The organism is Streptomyces sp. NPDC006879 (assembly GCF_042869595.1).
Classification (GTDB): domain Bacteria; phylum Actinomycetota; class Actinomycetes; order Streptomycetales; family Streptomycetaceae; genus Streptomyces.
This window is the reverse complement of record NZ_JBIAGC010000006.1, coordinates 71,596-90,420: the sequence shown is the minus strand read 5'-3', so window position 1 is coordinate 90,420 and position 18,825 is coordinate 71,596. Positions and strand designations below refer to the sequence as shown.

Annotated in this window: 16 protein-coding genes; 13 read left to right on the top strand and 3 right to left on the bottom strand. The window is 68.8% G+C overall.

All coding sequences use genetic code 11. From position 1 onward, the window contains the following. The first annotated feature begins 120 nt into the window (after positions 1–120). Complete coding sequence (locus ACFYMC_RS07080; protein WP_388520042.1) at positions 121–2,598, top strand: RelA/SpoT family protein; 2,478 nt, start codon at positions 121–123, stop codon at positions 2,596–2,598. 114 nt (positions 2,599–2,712) lie between these two features. On the opposite strand, the gene ACFYMC_RS07075 is transcribed toward ACFYMC_RS07080, so the two are convergent. Both ACFYMC_RS07075 and ACFYMC_RS07070 read right to left on the bottom strand, forming a co-directional pair. Next, positions 2,713–3,942, bottom strand: a complete 1,230-nt coding sequence (locus ACFYMC_RS07075) for a DUF349 domain-containing protein (protein WP_388520040.1) — start codon at positions 3,940–3,942, stop codon at positions 2,713–2,715. 184 nt (positions 3,943–4,126) lie between these two features. Next, positions 4,127–4,906, bottom strand: a complete 780-nt coding sequence (locus tag ACFYMC_RS07070; protein ID WP_388520037.1) for a peptidylprolyl isomerase — start codon at positions 4,904–4,906, stop codon at positions 4,127–4,129. A 150-nt stretch (positions 4,907–5,056) separates the two neighbouring features. Here ACFYMC_RS07070 and ACFYMC_RS07065 point away from each other — a divergent pair, with 150 nt between their 5' ends. The 9 genes from ACFYMC_RS07065 (at position 5,057) to ruvX (ending at position 14,604) form a co-directional block, all read left to right on the top strand. Next, complete coding sequence (locus ACFYMC_RS07065; RefSeq protein ID WP_388520034.1) at positions 5,057–5,776, top strand: MBL fold metallo-hydrolase; 720 nt, start codon at positions 5,057–5,059, stop codon at positions 5,774–5,776. Between the two features lie 13 nt (positions 5,777–5,789). After that, positions 5,790–7,052 (top strand): histidine--tRNA ligase, encoded by a 1,263-nt coding sequence (hisS, locus tag ACFYMC_RS07060; RefSeq protein ID WP_388520031.1) that lies wholly within the window; start codon positions 5,790–5,792, stop codon positions 7,050–7,052. A gap of 113 nt (positions 7,053–7,165) precedes the next feature. Beyond that, the gene (locus ACFYMC_RS07055; RefSeq protein ID WP_388520028.1) at positions 7,166–7,771 is read left to right on the top strand and encodes a vitamin K epoxide reductase family protein; all 606 of its coding nucleotides are present in this window, start codon (positions 7,166–7,168) and stop codon (positions 7,769–7,771) included. 59 nt (positions 7,772–7,830) lie between these two features. Beyond that, the gene (locus tag ACFYMC_RS07050) at positions 7,831–9,237 is read left to right on the top strand and encodes a replication-associated recombination protein A (protein WP_388520025.1); all 1,407 of its coding nucleotides are present in this window, start codon (positions 7,831–7,833) and stop codon (positions 9,235–9,237) included. A 575-nt stretch (positions 9,238–9,812) separates the two neighbouring features. Next, positions 9,813–10,424, top strand: coding sequence for a 30S ribosomal protein S4 (rpsD, locus tag ACFYMC_RS07045; RefSeq protein ID WP_388520022.1), 612 nt, complete (start codon positions 9,813–9,815; stop codon positions 10,422–10,424). A gap of 242 nt (positions 10,425–10,666) precedes the next feature. After that, a complete protein-coding gene (locus tag ACFYMC_RS07040; RefSeq protein WP_388520019.1) occupies positions 10,667–11,092 on the top strand; it encodes a DUF948 domain-containing protein in 426 nt (141 codons plus the stop codon). Positions 11,093–11,100: 8 nt separating this feature from the next. Further along, positions 11,101–11,460, top strand: a complete 360-nt coding sequence (locus ACFYMC_RS07035) for a DUF6167 family protein (RefSeq protein ID WP_388520370.1) — start codon at positions 11,101–11,103, stop codon at positions 11,458–11,460. Next, positions 11,460–14,129, top strand: coding sequence for an alanine--tRNA ligase (gene alaS / locus ACFYMC_RS07030; RefSeq protein WP_388520016.1), 2,670 nt, complete (start codon positions 11,460–11,462; stop codon positions 14,127–14,129). Before ACFYMC_RS07035 ends, alaS begins: the two co-directional genes overlap by 1 nt. Positions 14,130–14,139: 10 nt before the next feature. After that, entirely contained in the window at positions 14,140–14,604 is a 465-nt protein-coding gene (gene ruvX / locus ACFYMC_RS07025) for a Holliday junction resolvase RuvX (protein ID WP_388520013.1), read from the top strand. 154 nt (positions 14,605–14,758) lie between these two features. Here the strand turns inward: ruvX and ACFYMC_RS07020 are convergent, their stop codons facing one another. Next, entirely contained in the window at positions 14,759–15,337 is a 579-nt protein-coding gene (locus ACFYMC_RS07020; RefSeq protein ID WP_388520010.1) for a hypothetical protein, read from the bottom strand. 156 nt (positions 15,338–15,493) lie between these two features. On the opposite strand from ACFYMC_RS07020, the gene mltG reads away from it, so the two are divergent. The 3 genes from mltG (at position 15,494) to aroC (ending at position 18,798) form a co-directional block, all read left to right on the top strand. After that, positions 15,494–16,531, top strand: coding sequence for an endolytic transglycosylase MltG (gene mltG / locus ACFYMC_RS07015; RefSeq protein WP_388520007.1), 1,038 nt, complete (start codon positions 15,494–15,496; stop codon positions 16,529–16,531). Between the two features lie 8 nt (positions 16,532–16,539). After that, complete coding sequence (locus ACFYMC_RS07010) at positions 16,540–17,394, top strand: shikimate dehydrogenase (protein ID WP_388520004.1); 855 nt, start codon at positions 16,540–16,542, stop codon at positions 17,392–17,394. Positions 17,395–17,613: 219 nt separating this feature from the next. Continuing rightward, positions 17,614–18,798: a chorismate synthase gene (gene aroC, locus ACFYMC_RS07005; protein WP_388520001.1), complete on the top strand. Its 1,185-nt coding sequence runs from the start codon at positions 17,614–17,616 to the stop codon at positions 18,796–18,798. The last annotated feature ends 27 nt before the right edge of the window (positions 18,799–18,825 follow it).

Genomic DNA, 18,825 nt, shown 5'->3' with positions numbered 1-18,825 from the left:
CGTTATGGCAATGGCCGAAACCAGTCGGTGCCGGCCCACGGCGAACGGCCCCGGCCCAGGCTGGATACCATGGGCTTTCCGGACCTGATCGGGGGACCCGGATCCGCACGAGGAGCGCTCTTGCCAGACGAGGTCCAGCCACTCTCCGCCGCGCAGCCCGAGAAGAAGGCCGATCCGGCCACGGCGAGCACCAGCACGCCTCCGCCGGCGCCCGCTCCCGCCCCGGCCAAGCCCGGCCCCCCGCCGTCCGCCGTTCCCCCGGTCAAGCAGGCCTCCCAGCCTGCGTCGAGGTCGTCCGGTTCGTCGAATCGCGTTCGGGCCCGCCTCGCTCGTTTGGGCGTACAGCGGTCCAATCCTTACAACCCGGTCCTCGAACCACTCCTTCGGATCGTCCGCGGCAACGACCCGAAGATCGAGACGGCGACGCTGCGGCAGATCGAGAACGCCTATCAGGTCGCCGAGCGCTGGCACCGTGGCCAAAAGCGCAAGAGCGGCGACCCCTACATCACCCACCCGCTCGCGGTAACCACGATTCTCGCCGAACTCGGCATGGATCCGGCCACCTTGATGGCCGGTCTCCTCCACGACACCGTGGAGGACACCGAGTACGGGCTGGAGCAGCTACGCCGGGACTTCGGTGACTCGGTGGCGCTGCTCGTCGACGGGGTCACCAAGCTGGACAAGGTCAAGTTCGGTGAGGCCGCCCAGGCGGAGACCGTGCGCAAGATGGTCGTGGCCATGGCCAAGGACCCTCGGGTGTTGGTCATCAAGCTGGCCGACCGCCTGCACAACATGCGCACCATGCGCTACCTCAAGAGGGAGAAGCAGGAGAAGAAGGCCCGCGAAACCCTGGAGATCTACGCACCACTCGCCCACCGGCTGGGCATGAACACGATTAAGTGGGAGCTGGAGGACCTCGCCTTCGCGATCCTCTACCCGAAGATGTACGACGAGATCGTCCGGCTGGTCGCCGAGCGGGCGCCCAAGCGGGACGAGTACCTCGCCGTGGTCACCGACGAAGTGCAGGCCGACCTGCGGGCCGCGCGGATCAAAGCCACCGTTACCGGACGCCCCAAGCACTACTACAGCGTCTACCAGAAGATGATCGTCCGGGGCCGGGACTTCGCGGAGATCTACGATCTGGTGGGCATCCGGGTCCTCGTGGACACGGTCCGCGACTGCTACGCGGCGCTGGGCACCGTGCACGCCCGCTGGAACCCGGTTCCGGGGCGCTTCAAGGACTACATCGCCATGCCCAAGTTCAACATGTACCAGTCGTTGCACACGACGGTCATCGGGCCCAGCGGCAAGCCGGTCGAACTCCAGATCCGCACCTTCGACATGCACCGCCGTGCGGAGTACGGCATCGCCGCGCACTGGAAGTACAAGCAGGAGACCGTCGCCGGTACTTCCAAGATCCGTACCGACGTTCCCAAGGCGGCCAAGGGCAGCGCCGGCCACGACACCGTCAACGACATGGCCTGGCTGCGTCAGCTCCTCGACTGGCAGAAGGAGACCGAGGACCCGGGCGACTTCCTCGAATCCCTGCGCTTCGACCTCTCCCGCAACGAGGTCTTCGTCTTCACCCCCAAGGGCGACGTGATAGCGCTCCCGGCTGGTGCCACCGCCGTGGACTTCGCCTACGCCGTGCACACTGACGTCGGTCACCGCACGATAGGGGCGCGGGTCAACGGGCGACTGGTGCCGCTTGAATCCACTCTCGACAACGGGGACCTGGTGGAGGTCTTCACCTCCAAGGCGGCGGGAGCCGGCCCCTCCCGGGACTGGCTGGGGTTCGTCAAGTCGCCCCGGGCCCGCAACAAGATCCGCGCCTGGTTCTCCAAGGAGCGCCGGGACGAGGCCATCGAGCAGGGCAAGGACGCCATCGCGCGGGCCATGCGCAAGCAGAACCTGCCGATCCAGCGGATCCTGACTGGAGACTCACTGGTCACCCTCGCCCACGAGATGCGCTACCCCGACATCTCCTCGCTGTACGCGGCGATCGGTGAGGGGCACGTCTCGGCGCAGGGCGTGGTCCAGAAACTGGTACAGGCGCTCGGTGGCGAAGAGGCCGCCAACGAGGACATCGCCGAGACGGTGCCGCACTCGCGCAGCACCCGCAAGCGGCGGGCGAACGCCGATCCGGGCGTCGTGGTCAAGGGCGTCGACGACGTGTGGGTGAAGCTGGCCCGCTGCTGCACCCCCGTGCCGGGCGATCCGATCATCGGCTTCGTGACCCGTGGCAGCGGGGTGTCGGTGCACCGCGCCGACTGCGTCAACGTGGACTCGCTCTCCCAACAGCCCGAACGGATCCTGGAGGTCGAGTGGGCCCCGACCCAGTCCTCGGTCTTCCTCGTCGCCATACAGGTCGAAGCGCTGGACCGGTCCCGGCTCCTGTCGGACGTCACCCGCGTCCTGTCTGACCAGCACGTCAACATCCTGTCCGCGGCGGTGCAGACCTCTCGGGACCGGGTGGCCACCTCGCGCTTCACCTTCGAGATGGGCGACCCGAAGCATCTGGGTCATGTACTGAAGGCCGTGCGGGGTGTGGAGGGCGTGTACGACGTCTACCGGGTGACCTCGGCCCGCCGTCCCTGAGAGGTGGCGGTGCGGCACCCGCGGAGGTGCCGGCGTCAACCGACGACGCGAGGGGGGCGCGTACCACGTGGTACGCGCCCCCCTCGCGTCGTCAGAGGTGCCGGCGTCTCTCGCTCAGCCGCCGAACTCCTCAAGGCCCTTCAGGGCCTGGTCCAGCAGGGCCTGGCGACCTTCGAGTTCACGCGCCAGCTTGTCGGCCTTGGCGTTGTTGCCCGCCGCACGCGCCGAGTCCACCTGCTCCCGCAGTTTGTCGACGGCCGCCTGGAGCTGGCCGGTCAGCCCCGCGGCGCGAGCCCGCGCCTCAGGGTTGGTACGGCGCCACTCGGCTTCCTCGGACTCCTGCAGGGCGCGTTCCACGGCGTGCATCCGGCCCTCGACCTTGGGACGGGCGTCACGCGGCACATGGCCGATGGCCTCCCACCGCTCGTTGATCGAGCGGAACGCGGCGCGCGCGGCCTTCAGCTCCCGTACGGGGACGAGCTTCTCGGCCTCTTCGGCCAGTTCTTCCTTCAGCTTGAGGTTCTCGGCCTGCTCGGCGTCACGTTCGGCGAAGACCTCGCCACGGGCGGCGAAGAAGACGTCCTGGGCTCCGCGGAAGCGGTTCCACAGCTCGTCCTCCGCCTCCCGCTGGGCCCGCCCCGCCGCCTTCCAGTCGGCCATCAGGTCGCGGTAGCGCGCGGCCGTCGGGCCCCAGTCGGTCGAGCCGGACAGCGACTCGGCCTCGGCGACGAGTTTCTCCTTGACCTTGCGGGCGTCCTCTCGCTGCGCGTCCAGCGCGGCGAAGTGGGCCTTGCGGCGCTTGGAGAAAGCCGAGCGGGCGTGCGAGAAGCGGTGCCACAGCTCGTCGTCCGACTTACGGTCCAGGCGCGGCAGACCCTTCCACGTGTCGACCAGTGCCCGAAGCCGCTCTCCGGCGGAACGCCACTGCTCGCTCTGTGCCAGTTCCTCGGCCTCTACGACCAGAGCTTCCTTGGCGTGCCTGGCCTCGTCCGTCTGCTTGGCCTTCTGGGCCTTGCGCTCCTCACGGCGGGACTCCACCGAGGCGGCGAGCTTGTCCAAACGTGCCCTGAGCGCGTCGAGGTCGCCCACCGCGTGGTGCTCCTCGATCTGCTGACGCAGATGGTCCACGGCCGTCATGGCGTCCTTGGCGGACAGGTCGGTGGTCCGCACCCGCCGTTCGAGGAGGCCGATCTCGACAACCAGGCCCTCGTACTTGCGCTCGAAGTAGGCCAGGGCCTCCTCGGGGCTGCCCGCCTGCCACGAACCGACGACCTTCTCGCCGTCGGCAGTCCGCACGTACACAGTGCCCGTCTCGTCGACGCGGCCCCACGGGTCGCTGCTCACAGCGCCTCCTCCACATGATGCCTGCGAGGGGGTTGGCCCCCCGGACATCGTCCACAGTTTCCTGGGGCGGGCGTCGCCCGCCCTGCACAACGCCAACATAGGCGACCGTCGGGCCGGCTGTCCGCATCCAGCGCGACGAAAACCCGCCGCCGGGTGCGGGAGCCGGCTCCCGGTCGGAACGTGGTCAGCCCAGGGTGACCGTCGCCTTCTCGATGGTGACCGGCTTCGCGGGCGCCCCGTCGGTGGCACCGCCGCTCACTCCCGCCTTGGCGACGCTCTCCACGGCCTTGAGTCCCGCGGCGTCCATCGTGCCGAAGGGGGTGTAGGTCGGAGGCAGTTTGCTGTCCTTGTAGACCAGGAAGAACTGGCTGCCCCCGCTGCCGGGCTGATTCGTGTTGGCCATGGCGACCGTCCCGGCGGGGTAGGTGACGGTGCCGTCCGCCCCGGCCTTGCCCAGGCCGTCGAGGTTCTCGTCCGGGATGTTGTAGCCCGGACCGCCGCTGCCGGTGCCCTCCGGGTCGCCACACTGCAGGACGTAGATGCCCGAAGTGGTCAGGCGGTGGCACTTGGTCTTGTCGAAGTAGCCCTTGTCCGCCAGGGACTTGAACGAGTTGACCGTGTGCGGGGTCTTCGCGGCGTCCATCGCGATCACGACCTTGCCCTGGTCGGTGTCCAGGGTGAAGTCGTACTTCGCCTTCTGGTCGATCGCCATCGCCGGTTCCTGGCTCGCCTGCGACGGGGTGGGGGCGGGGCTGGGGGTGCTCTGGGTGGCCGGGGTGTCGTCCTTGCTGTCGAAGACGCCGGCTGCCAGTGCTCCCACGAGTGCCGCGCCGACCACAGCGATCACGGTGCCGATCACGGCTGCCCGCATGCGCGCCTTCTTCTTGGCCTCAGCCCTGCGCTGCTGTTGGCGCAGGTACTTCTTCCTGGCGACCTCCCGCCGCCGTTCCTCGCTGGTGACCACCGGGTCGTCTCCTTGTATGTGTCTCGTACCGCTGTCCGGCTGAGGGATCCTCGTACCGTATACGGGTTCGCTGTGTGAAGAGCACCGCCGGTAGGCTCTGATCCACTGCATTCTCCAGCCGGACGACAATTCACGACATTAAGGACGAACGTGCTGATTGCCGGGTTCCCCGCCGGGGCCTGGGGGACCAACTGTTACTTGGTCGCCCCCGCCGCCGGCGAGGAGTGCGTGATCTTCGACCCGGGCCACCAGGCCGCGCAGGGCGTCGAGGAAACGCTGAAGAAGCATCGGCTCAAGCCCGTGGCGGTCGTCCTCACCCACGGCCACATCGACCACGTGGCCTCGGTCGTCCCGGTCTGCGGAGCCCTCGACGTCCCCGCCTGGATCCACCCCCGTGACCGGTACATGCTCAGCGACCCCGAGAAGGCGCTCGGCCGCTCCATCGGCATGCCGTTGATGGGTGAGCTCACCGTGGGTGAACCGGACGACCTCCGTGAGCTCACCGACGGCAGCAAGCTCCACCTCGCGGGCCTGGAACTCAACGTCGCGCACGCCCCCGGCCATACCAAGGGGTCGGTGACGTTCAGGATGCCGGAGGCGGCGGACATCCCGCCGGTCCTCTTCTCGGGCGACCTGCTCTTCGCCGGCTCCATCGGCCGCACTGACCTGCCCGGTGGCGATCACACCGAGATGCTCGAATCGCTGGCCCGCGTGTGCCTGCCGCTCGACGACTCGACCGTGGTGCTGTCCGGCCATGGCCCCCAGACCAGCATCGGCCGGGAGCGCGCGACCAACCCCTACCTGCGGGAGGTGGCCGAAAGCCGCCTCCAGCCCGGCGAGGGCACCGCCGCTCCGCGACGAGGAATGTGACGAGAGACTTCCAGTGAGCACCTTCAAGGCCCCCAAGGGCACCTACGACCTGACGCCCCCGGACTCCGCCAAGTACCTGGCGGTACGGGAAGCCATCGCGGCACCCCTGAAGAACTCCGGTTACGGCTACATCGAGACCCCGGGCTTCGAGAACGTGGAACTCTTCTCCCGCGGCGTGGGCGAGTCCACCGACATCGTGACCAAGGAGATGTACACCCTCACCACCAAGGGCGGCGACCACCTCGCGCTGCGCCCCGAGGGCACCGCCTCGGTGCTCCGCGCGGCCCTGGAGGCCAACCTCCACAAGGCCGGCAACCTGCCGGTCAAGCTCTGGTACTCCGGCTCGTACTACCGCTACGAGCGCCCCCAGAAGGGTCGCTACCGGCACTTCTCGCAGGTGGGTGCCGAAGCCATCGGCACCGAGGACCCGGCGCTGGACGCCGAACTGATCATTCTGGCCGACCAGGCCTACCGGGCCCTTGGCCTGCGCCAGTTCCGGATCCTGCTGAACTCGCTCGGCGACAAGGAGTGCCGCCCGCTCTACCGGGACGCCCTCCAGGCCTTTCTGCGCGGACTCGACCTCGACGAGGAGACCGCCCGTCGGATCGAGATCAACCCGTTGCGGGTCCTGGACGACAAGCGCGCCGAAGTGCAGAAGCAACTGGTCGGCGCACCGCTGCTGCGGGACTACCTGTGCGATGCCTGCAAGGCCTACCACGAGGAGGTCCGCGCGCTGTTGACCACCGCCGCGGTGGCCTACGAGGACGACGAGAAGCTGGTCCGCGGGCTCGACTACTACACCCGTACCACCTTCGAGTTCGTCCACGACGGTCTGGGATCCCAATCCGCCGTGGGTGGCGGCGGCCGGTACGACGGCCTCTCGGAGATGATCGGTGGCCCGGCGCTTCCCTCCGTGGGGTGGGCCCTGGGCGTGGACCGTACGGTCCTGGCGCTGGAGGCCGAGGGCATCACCCTCGACATCCCCTCCACCACCGCGGTCTTCGCGGTGCCCCTCGGCGAGGAAGCCAAGCGGGTGCTGTTCGCCGTGGTCACCCGGCTTCGCCGCTCGGGCGTGGCCGCCGATCTGAGCTACGGCTCCAAGGGGCTGAAGGCGGCGATGAAGGCGGCCAACCGCTCGCAGGCGCGCTTCGCGCTGGTCGCCGGGGAGCGTGACCTGGCCGAGGGCCTCTTGCAGTTGAAGGACATGGAGAGCGGTGAGCAGGAGCCGATCGCCCTGGACAGCGTCGTCGAAACCCTGACGAGCCGGCTTTCCTGATCGTCTCCCCGGGGGGAGGGGTGAGTTCCGCCCCCCGGGGGGCCCGACGGTGCCCGGCCCTGCGGCCCGTACCGGCTCGGGAGCCCGCGGGCCCGTGCGGCAGAATGCCGCCCATGACGACAACGGGTGCGGACACTGCGCGAACCGCCGGCGCGAGCCGGGCCTTCGCCTGGTTGCTGGTGATCACGGGAGCAGCCGGGCTGCTCGCTTCGTGGGTGATCACGATCGACAAGTTCAAGCTGCTGGAAGACCCCTCCTTCGTTCCGGGGTGCAGCCTGAACCCGGTGGTGGCCTGCGGCAACATCATGAAGAGCGAACAGGCCTCCGCCTTCGGGTTCCCCAACCCGATGATCGGTCTGGTCGCCTACGGCGTCGTGATCTGCGTGGGCATGAGCCTGATCGCCGGTGGAGCCTTCCGGCGTTGGTACTGGCTCACCTTCAACGCGGGCACGCTCTTCGGTGTCGGATTCTGCACCTGGCTCCAGTACCAGTCCCTCTACAGCATCAACGCGCTGTGCCTGTGGTGCTGCCTTGCCTGGGTCGCCACCATCATCATGTTCTGGTACGTCACCTCGTACAACGTGCGAAACGGGTTCCTGCCCGCGCCGACTTGGCTCAAGGGATTCTTCGACGAGTTCACCTGGGTCCTGCCGGCCGTGCACATCGGCATCATCGGCATGCTCGTCCTGACCCGCTGGTGGGACTTCTGGACCTCCTGAGCGTCCTCGGTGAACACGGCCCGAGCCGCCCTGTCAGTGGACTCGCATAGGCTGCACGCGTGGAACCCGATCTGTTCACCGCCGCCGCCGAGGCCCGCCAGGAGAAGGACCCGGCGAGCTCCCCGCTCGCCGTCCGGATGCGACCGCGCACCTTGGACGAGGTGGTCGGTCAGCAGCACCTGCTCAAGCCCGGTGCACCGCTGCGGCGGCTGGTGGGGGAGGGGGGCGGCGGTCCCGCCGGTCCCTCCTCGGTGATCCTGTGGGGGCCGCCCGGGATCGGCAAGACCACCTTGGCCTACGTCGTGAGCCAGGCGACGCGGAAGCGGTTCGTGGAACTCTCCGCGATCACCGCCGGGGTCAAAGAGGTCAGGGCCGTCATCGATGGTGCTCGGCGAGCCACCGGTGGGTTCGGCAAGGAGACCGTCCTCTTCCTCGACGAGATCCACCGCTTCAGCAAGGCCCAACAGGACTCCCTGCTGCCAGCGGTCGAGAACCGCTGGGTCACGCTGATCGCCGCGACCACCGAGAACCCGTACTTCTCGGTGATCTCCCCGCTGCTCTCCCGCTCCCTGCTCCTCACTCTCGAACCGCTGACCGACGATGATCTGCGTGCCCTGATGCGTCGGGCCCTGACGGAGGAACGCGGACTGGCCGGCGCCGTCACCTTGTCCGAGGCAGCTGAGGCGCATCTGCTGCGGATCGCCGGTGGCGATGCCCGGCGAGCTCTGACCGCCCTGGAAGCGGGTGCTGGTGGGGCCCTCGCCAAGGGCGAAGGCGAGATCACCCTGGAGACCGTCGAAGAGGCGGTGGACCGCGCCGCGGTCAAGTACGACCGGGACGGGGATCAGCACTACGACGTGGCCAGTGCTCTGATCAAGTCCATCCGGGGCTCGGACGTGGACGCCGCCCTGCACTACCTGGCCCGCATGATCGAGGCGGGTGAGGACCCACGGTTCATCGCCCGGCGGCTGATGATCTCCGCCAGCGAGGACATCGGTCTGGCCGATCCCACTGCGCTGCCGACCGCTGTCGCCGCGGCCCAGGCGGTGGCGCTGATCGGCTTTCCGGAGGCCGCGCTGACCTTGAGCCACGCCACCATCGCGCTGGCCCTGGCCCCGAAGTCCAACACCGCGACCACCGCCATCGGCGCCGCGCTCGCCGATGTGCGGGCCGGTCTGGCCGGCCCCGTCCCGCCGCATTTGCGAGACGGCCACTACCAGGGCGCCGCCAAGCTCGGTCATGCCCGTGGATACGTCTACCCGCACGATGTGCCGGGCGCCATCGCGGCCCAGCAGTACGCTCCGGACGCGGTGCAGGGCAAGCGGTACTACGAGCCGACGCGCTACGGGGCGGAGGCTCGCTACGCGGACGTGGTGGAGAAGGTCCGGGAGCGACTGCGGTCCACCGACGGCCGGGATAGAGCCGCTCCCGGGCGGGAGGGCCCAACCCGTCCTCAGGTGGGCTGAGGGCCTCCCCGGGCGGTGGTGTGCCCCGGTCTTCCTGCGGCGGACCGGCCACCCGTGCGCCGATCCAGCGGGAATCTCGGCGGCTGCCCCTGGGTTCTTGGAGCCCTTTGGTGGGCCGCCGGCGGGCACGGATACGATGGGGGCGGAAACGGATGCCCCTCGGTGATCTCGATCACGGAACCGAGCATGCCGTCCTGGGCGTGGTCCGTTGCTCCGGCAGCGGCGCTCTCCCCTGGTACCAGGGGAATCACGTCCCCGTCCGGGGTGGCGGTCCTGGTGGCCGACACTCCTCGTCCCGAAGTCCTCCGGTCCGTGCGCGTCACGAGCACCGGGGAGAGTGAGGGATACTGAGGCGTTGGACTCTACGAGGGTTCGTACGCGCTCGGCTCCGGTGGGCTGTCGAGCGCCTTCCCTGGGACGCGGCTGACCCTGCTTACCGTCGTCGTCAGCGGACGTGGCTTCAAACTCGTCCGTACTGCGATGCGCACTGGGCAGGGGGATCCCATGTGGTCGAGAACATTACGACTCCTCGAAACAGGTAAGGCCCACCTAAATTACATGGAGGTAGGTTCCCCGTGAACCAGTCGCGACCCAAGGTCAAGAAGTCGCGTGCACTCGGCATCGCCCTGACGCCGAAGGCCGTCAAGTACTTCGAGGCTCGCCCCTACCCGCCGGGTGAGCACGGCCGTGGCCGCAAGCAGAACTCGGACTACAAGGTCCGTCTGCTGGAGAAGCAGCGTCTGCGCGCCCAGTACGACATCTCTGAGCGCCAGATGGCCCGCGCGTACGACCGCGCGAAGAAGGCCGAGGGCAAGACGGGCGAGGCGCTGGTCGTCGAGCTCGAGCGTCGCCTTGACGCCCTGGTGCTGCGTTCGGGCATCGCCCGGACCATCTACCAGGCTCGCCAGATGGTCGTCCACGGTCACATCGAGGTCAACGGTGGCAAGGTCGACAAGCCGTCGTTCCGCGTGCGTCCCGACGACGTCATCACGGTCCGCGAGCGCAGCCGTGAGAAGCACCCCTTCCAGGTCGCCCGCGAGGGTGGCTACGCGGGTGAGGGCGAGACCCCTCGCTACCTGCAGGTCAACCTGAAGGCCCTGGCGTTCCGCCTGGACCGTGACCCGCAGCGCAAGGAGATCCCCGTGATCTGCGACGAGCAGCTCGTCGTCGAGTACTACGCCCGCTGACGCAGGCGCAGCCCTCCTCGGACTGCTTCTTCGAAAAGGCCCGTCGGCCCCCACCGCCCCGCGCGGTGGGTGACCGGCGGGCCTCCGCCGTGTTCGCCCGTCCCGCGTCTGTGGCTTTACGGCCTTGGGGGCCGGGGCGGCCCGTCCGGAGCCCTGCCTGCCGTGCGCAATCCGGTACGGAGGCTGATCCCCGGCGCGATAGGGTCGGGGGGAGAACTTCTATGCGCAGAGAGCGGTGAATCGTGTCCGGTGGAGAGGTGGCCGGCATCCTCGTGGCCGTCTTCTGGGCCATCCTCGTCTCGTTCCTGGCCGTGGTGCTGGCGAGACTGGCCCACACACTCAAGGCGGCCACCAAGATGGTGGCGGACGTGACCGAACAGGCTGTGCCCCTGCTGGCCGACGCCTCGGCGACCGTGCGCTCGGCACGGACCCAGCTCGATCGCGTCGATGCCATCGCCACCGACGTCCAGGAAGTCACCTCGAACGCCTCCGCGCTCTCCACCACCGTGGCCTCGGCGTTCGGGGGCCCGCTCGTCAAGGTCGCGGCCTTCGGATACGGGGTGCGTCGCGCGCTTCGGCGCCCGGACGGGCCGGAGCGGCCTTCTCCTCGCACCGTCATCGTCGGCCGGACCGTACCGTCTGCGCGGCGCCGCAAGCAGAAGGGCTGATGCAGGCGATGTTCCGCCGCACTTTCTGGTTCACCGCCGGCGCCGCCGCCGGGGTGTGGGCCACCACCAAGGTCAACCGCAAGCTCAAGCAGCTGACCCCGGAGAGCCTCGCCGCCCAGGCCGCCGACAAGGCCGTGGAGGCGGGGCACCGGCTCAAGGACTTCGCCCTCGACGTCCGTGCGGGAATGGCCCAGCGTGAGGACGAGCTGAACGATGCGCTGGGTCTGCACGAGGATCCCGCCGCCGGGCGGGGGCTGCCCGCGCCGCGCCGCCCGGCCCTGACCGACAATGTGAAGCGGCCCGGGCGCCGCAGCGCCAGCGACCGTACCAACCCCACCTATTCGCACAACCGGAATGAGGACCACTGATGGAGTCGGCTGAGATCCGCCGCCGCTGGCTGAGCTTCTTCGAGGAGCGCGGTCACACCGTCGTCCCTTCGGCGTCGCTCATCGCCGACGACCCGACTCTGCTGTTGGTCAACGCAGGCATGGTGCCCTTCAAGCCGTACTTCCTCGGCGAGACCAAGCCGCCGGCCCCGCGGGCCACCAGTGTGCAGAAGTGCGTCCGCACCCCTGACATCGAAGAGGTCGGGAAGACCACCCGCCACGGCACGTTCTTCCAGATGTGCGGCAACTTCTCCTTCGGTGACTACTTCAAGGAAGGCGCCATCAAGTACGCCTGGGAGCTACTGACCAGCTCCGTGGCGGAAGGTGGCTACGGCCTGGAGCCGGAGAAGCTCTGGATCACGGTCTACCTGGACGACGACGAGGCCGAGCGGATCTGGCGGGACGTCGTCGGCGTGCCGGCCGAGCGGATCCAACGCCTGGGCAAGAAGGACAACTTCTGGTCGATGGGTGTCCCCGGCCCCTGCGGACCGTGCTCGGAGATCAACTACGACCGTGGCCCCGAGTTCGGTGTCGAGGGCGGCCCGGCCGTCAACGACGAGCGCTACGTGGAGATCTGGAACCTGGTCTTCATGCAGTACGAGCGCGGTGCCGGGGACGGCAAGGAGGACTTCCCGATCCTGGGAGATCTCCCCTCCAAGAACATCGACACCGGTCTCGGCCTCGAACGCCTCGCCATGATCCTGCAGGGCGTACAGAACATGTACGAGACCGACACCCTGCGTGTCGTCATGGACAAGGCCACCGAGCTGACCGGGGTGCGCTATGGCGCCGCCCAGGGCACCGACGTGTCCATGCGCGTCGTGGCCGACCACATGCGCACCTCCGTGATGCTCATCGGTGACGGCGTCACCCCGGGCAACGAGGGCCGGGGCTACGTCCTGCGCCGCATCATGCGTCGCGCGATCCGCAACATGCGACTGATGGGAGCCACCGGCCCGGTGGTCAAGGACCTCATCGACGTCGTGATCGACACCATGGGGCAGCAGTACCCCGAGCTCATCACCGACCGCGGTCGTATCGAGACCGTCGCCCTCGCCGAAGAGGCCGCCTTCCTGAAGGCCCTCAAGGGCGGTACCAACATCCTCGATACCGCGGTGAGTGAGACGAAGGCCGCTGGTGGCGCCGTCCTCGCGGGTGAAAAGGCCTTCCTGCTCCACGACACCTGGGGCTTCCCGATCGATCTCACCCTGGAAATGGCCGCTGAGCAGGGGCTGAAGGTGGATGAGGACGGTTTCCGCCGTCTGATGAAGGAGCAGCGCGACCGGGCCAAGGCCGACGCGAAGGCCAAGAAGACGGGTCACGCGGACCTCAGCGCCTACCGGGAGATCGCCGACGCGGCCGGTGCCACCGAGTTCACCGGCTACGCCGTGAACTCGGGCGAGTCCACGGTGGTCGGTCTGCTGGTCAACGGGTTGTCCTCGCCGGCCGCGTCCGAGGGGGACGAGGTGGAGGTCGTCCTCGACCGCACCCCCTTCTACGCCGAGGGAGGTGGCCAACTCGCCGACCAGGGCCGCATCAAGCTGGACTCCGGTGCGGTGATCGAGGTCCGCGACGTCCAGCAGCCGGTCCCTGGTGTGTCGGTGCACAAGGGCTCGGTCCAGGTCGGCGAGGTGACGGTCGGTGCCTCGGGGTACGCCGCCATCGACGTCAAGCGACGCCGGGCCATCGCCCGCGCGCACTCCGCCACCCACCTCACGCACCAGGCGTTGCGGGACGCGCTCGGCCCCACGGCCGCGCAGGCGGGTTCGGAGAACTCGCCCGGCCGCTTCCGCTTCGACTTCGGTTCGCCGAACGCCGTACCCGGCACCGTGCTGACGGATGTCGAGCAGAAGATCAACGAGGTGCTCTCACGGGAACTCGACGTGCACGCCGAGATCATGAGTATCGACGAGGCCAAGAAGCAGGGCGCCATCGCCGAGTTCGGCGAGAAGTACGGTGAGCGGGTCCGGGTCGTGACCATCGGCGACTTCTCCAAGGAGCTGTGCGGCGGCACTCACGTCGGCAACACCGCGCAGCTCGGCCTGGTGAAGCTCCTGGGCGAGTCCTCCATCGGATCCGGTGTGCGCAGGGTCGAGGCTCTGGTGGGCGTGGACGCCTACAACTTCCTGGCCAAGGAGCACACGGTCGTGGCCCAGCTCCAGGAGTTGGTCAAGGGCCGCCCGGAGGAGCTCCCGGAGAAGGTCGCCTCGATGCTCGGCAAGCTGAAGGACGCCGAGAAGGAGATCGAGAAGTTCCGCGCGGAGAAGGTGCTGCAGGCCGCCGCGGGGCTGGCTGCCGGTGCCCGGGACATCCATGGCGTGGCCGTGGTCACCGGCCAGGTCCCGGACGGGACGGGTGCCGACGACCTGCGCAAGCTGGTCCTCGACGTCCGAGGTCGCATTCCCGGTGACCGCGCGGTGGTGGTGGCCCTGTTCAGCACGGCCAATGACCGCCCGCTGACGGTGATCGCCACCAACGAGGCCGCCCGTGAGCGCGGCCTGAAGGCCGGCGACCTGGTCCGTACGGCCGCCAAGACGCTCGGTGGCGGTGGCGGTGGAAAGCCCGACGTGGCCCAGGGCGGCGGTCAGAACCCCGCGGCCGTGGATGAGGCCATCGCGGCAGTCGAGCGCCTCATCGGTGAGACGGCCTGAGGTGTCGGAGATGCGAATCGGTCGCCGGGTCGCGATCGACGTCGGGGACGCCCGGATAGGGGTCGCTTCCTGCGACCCCTCCGGGGTCCTCGCCACGCCGGTGGAGACGGTGCCGGGGCGTGACGTACCAGCAGCTCACCGGCGACTGCGCCAGATCGTGGAGGAGTATGAGCCCATCGAGGTGGTCGTCGGCCTGCCCCGCTCGCTGAACGGTGGGGAGGGGCCGGCCGCTGCCAAGGTGCGCAGGTTCGCCGGTGAGCTCGCTCGGGGCATTCAACCGGTGCCGGTGCGGCTGGTCGACGAGCGGATGTCCACGGTGACGGCGGCGCAGGGGCTGAGGGCCTCGGGTCGCAACGCGAAGAAGGGGCGGTCCGTCATCGACCAGGCCGCTGCCGTGGTGATCCTGCAGAACGCCCTGGAGTCCGAACGGGTATCAGGTAATCCGCCCGGTGAGTGCGTCGAAGTGGTCATCTGATCGCGATACGGTAACGTTCCGCGCGATGTGGCGGCATTTTCGAACACATGCCGCCACGCACCCACCAAAGAGGCGGACCGGAAGCCGTTGCAGGACAGAGCTTCGGCCGGCGTCTCGCGACTCTAGGGGACCGATGACTGAGTATGGCCGGGGCTCAGGCCCTGAACCGTGGCACCCAGAGGACCCGCTGTACGGGGACCAGGGGTGGAACGGCCACCAGGACCCACAGGTCCAGGTGCCGTACGGAAGTGCGCCGCAGCAGTACCCGCAGCAACAGCAGGTGCCGCAGTCGCAGCAGTTCCATCAGGAGACTTACCCCCAGCAGTCGCATGCTCAACAGGCGCATGCCCAGCCTCAGCAGCAACAGTACCCGCAGCACTACCAAGAGTATCCCCCTGCGTACCCGCAGCAACAGGTTCAGCCTCAGCCGCAGTACGACGGGCAGTCGTACCAATACGGCACGCAGACCCAGCAGCAACAGTATGAAACCGGCCAGGTCGGAGGCTGGGATACCGGTCAGGGGCAGGCCATTCCCTTCGGTGGTGCCCCTGCGGACCCGTATGGTCCGCAGCAGCCCGGATATCCGGGCGACACCCCGGACCTCTACGGCACGGCGGAGGCCTTTCCGCCGCCGCAGCCGCCAGGGCAGCGCACCGAGTCCGGGCCACCGCAGTCGCAGGGTCCCGTCGACGCCGGAACCGAGGGCGAGGCCGAAGCGGAACGCGAGGACCACCCCTTCTTCGCCGGAGGCGAGGACGACGCCGAGGACGAGGCGGACGGATCGCGTCGCAGCCGGGGCGGCCGCGAGCGACGTGGTGGGAAGGGCAAGGGGCGGAACAAGGGCAAGGAGAGGCGACGTAACGGCGCCGCGTGCCTGATCGTTTCCCTTGTGCTCGTCGGCGGTGTCACGGGGGTCGGCTACTACGGCTACAGCTTCCTGCAGGAGAAGTTCGGGGCCCCCGAGGACTTCGTCGGCGACGGAACCGGAGCGGTCGAGGTGGAGATCCCCAAGGGCACGACCCTGGGGTCCATGGGGTTGATCCTGAAACAGGCCGGGGTGGTCAAGAGTGCCGACGCCTTCGTCGCGGCGGCTCAGGAACACCCCAAGGGCAAGGCGATCCAGCCGGGTCTCTACCCCATGCGCAAGCAGATGTCCGCCGCGTCAGCCGTCGAACTGATGACCAATCCCGCAAACCTGAACACCCTGATCATTCGCGAGGGCCAGCGCAACATCCAGGTCTACGAGTCCATCGACAAGAAGCTCGGCCTTGAGGAAGGCACCACCTCGGAGGTCGCGAAGAAGCAGTTCAAGACGTTGGGCCTGCCCGCCTGGGCGAACGACAACCCCAAGATCAAGGACCCGCTGGAAGGCTTCCTCTTCCCCTCTCGCTACGAGCTGGGCAAGACCAGCACGCCCGAGCGGATCCTCAAGCAGATGGTGGCCCGGGCCAACGAGAAGTACGGCGAGCTTGGCATCGAGTCCAAGGCGAAGTCCCTGGGCCTCAAGACCCCTCTGCAACTTGTGACCGTCGCCAGCCTGGTCCAGGCCGAGGGCATGAACCACGACGACTTCCGGAAGATGTCGGACGTCATCTACAACCGTCTGAAGCCGACGAACGACGTCACCAACCGGAAGCTGGAATTCGACTCCGCGATCAACTACCTCAAGAACGAGAGCAACATCGACATCTCGCGCACCGAGGCCAAGACGCTCGACGACCCCTACAACACCTACTTCCATGAGGGCCTCACCCCCGGCCCGATCGGCAACCCGGGCAGCGACGCCCTCAACGCCGCGCTCTCGCCGGACCAGGGTGGCTGGATGTTCTTCGTGTCGGTCGACGGCAAGACGACCACCTTCACCAAGACCTTCGCCGAGCACCAGGAACTGGTCGCCGAGTTCAACCGGAGGCGCAATGGTGGATAGTCGGGGGCGTGGATAGTCAGCGCAACTCAAGAAACAAGGCCGCGGTCCTGGGGTCTCCCATCGCGCACTCGCTCTCGCCCGTGCTGCACCGTGCCGCCTACGAGGAGTTGGGCCTCGACGACTGGTCCTACGACCGGTTCGAAATAGACGAGGCCCACCTCCCGGGATTCCTGGCCGGGCTGGACGAACGCTGGGCCGGTCTCTCCCTCACGATGCCCCTGAAGCGGGCCGTGATCCCGTTCCTCGACCAGGTGAGCCCGACGGCGCGCGCCGTGGAGGCGGTGAACACGGTCGTCTTCACCGAGGACGGCCGTGCAGTCGGGGACAACACGGATATTCCTGGTCTCCTCGCCGCCCTCGCCGAACGCGGGGTGCGCCAGGTGGAATCGGCTGCCGTCCTCGGTGCCGGAGCCACCGCCGCCTCTGCGGTGGCGGCGCTCGCACGGATCTGCACGGGGGAGGTCACCGCCTATGTGCGGAGCCCCGTCCGCGCGGCCGAGATGCAGCGGCTCGGTGAGCGCCTGGGCGTTCCCCTGCGCACCGCCCCGTGGTCGACCGCGGCCGAGTCCTTCGGTGCTCCGTTGGTCATCGCCACCACCCCTGCCGGGACCACCGACCCGCTCGCCGCGGAGGTTCCCGAGCGTCCGGGAACGCTCTTCGACGTGCTCTACGAGCCCTGGCCGACCCCCCTGGCGGCGGCGTGGCTGGCGACCGGGGCGCCCCTGCTCGGGGGCTTGGACCTTCTGGTCCACCAGGCGGCGCTCCAGGTCGAACAGATGACCGGCCGCGTGCCGGCGCCGCTGGCCGCCATGCGGGCGGCGGGGGAGCGGGCCCTGGCCGGTGGCCGCGGTGTGACCGGTTGAAGGCCCCCCTGGTCGCTCCCTCAGCGGCCAGCGGGTCACGTTGCCCGTCCCTGACCGCTCCCTGACCCCGCCGAGATCGTCCACAGAGATGATCGACGTCCGATAGTTGGACCGGAGGCCAGGTCAGGGAGCCGGGCATGGGAGGATCGGGGATGGCGGGCCAGGGCCGCGCACCCGGCCGCACCGCCGCAGGTCCAGGCGCGAGCATGAGGAGCATCGTTGAGCAGGTTGCGTTGGCTGACCGCTGGGGAGTCGCACGGACCCGCGCTGGTCGCGACGCTGGAGGGGCTTCCCGCCGGCGTACCGGTCACCACTGAGCTGGTGGCCGACCATCTCGCGCGCCGGCGATTGGGGTACGGACGCGGCGCCCGCATGAAGTTCGAGCAGGACGAGATCACTTTCCTCGGCGGGGTCCGCCACGGTCTCTCCCTCGGCTCTCCGGTGGCCGTGATGGTCGGCAACACCGAGTGGCCCAAATGGGAGAAGGTCATGTCCGCCGACCCGGTGGACCCCGCGGAACTGAAGGAGACGGGGCGCAACGCCCCACTGACCCGCCCCCGCCCCGGTCATGCCGACCTCGCGGGTATGCAGAAGTACGGTTTCGACGAGGCCCGGCCGATCCTGGAGCGCGCCAGCGCCCGGGAGACCGCCGCCCGCGTCGCTCTCGGCGCGATCGCACGCTCCTTCCTCAAGGAGGCCGCGGGCATCGAGATCGTCTCCCACGTGATCGAACTCGCCGCCGCCAAGGCGCCCTACGGGGTCTACCCGACCCCCGGTGACGTGGAGCGCCTCGACGCCGACCCGGTTCGTTGTCTGGACGCCGACGCCAGCAAGGCGATGGTGGCGGAGATCGACCAGGCCCACAAGGACGGCGACACCCTCGGCGGAGTGGTGGAGGTCCTGGCCTACGGCGTGCCGGTCGGCCTCGGCTCGCACGTCCACTGGGACCGACGCCTCGATGCCCGCCTGGCAGCGGCCCTGATGGGAATTCAGGCGATCAAGGGTGTCGAGGTCGGGGACGGCTTCGAGTTGGCCCGGGTCCCCGGCTCCAAGGCTCACGATGAGATCGTCTCCACCCCCGAGGGAATCAAGCGCACCTCCGGACGCTCCGGCGGTACCGAGGGCGGCCTGACCACGGGCGAACTGCTGCGAGTGCGTGCCGCCATGAAGCCCATCGCGACCGTGCCCCGCGCCCTGTCCACCGTCGACGTCGCCACCGGGGAGACCGCCGCCGCGCACCACCAGCGCTCGGATGTCTGTGCGGTGCCGGCCGCCGGCATCGTCGCCGAGGCCATGGTCGCGCTGGTCCTCGCCGATGCGGTGGTCGAGAAGTTCGGCGGTGACTCGGTCCCCGAGACCCGTCGCAACGTCCAGTCGTACCTCGACAACCTGCACATCCGGTGACGGCACGTCCCGTACAGCCGACGCCGG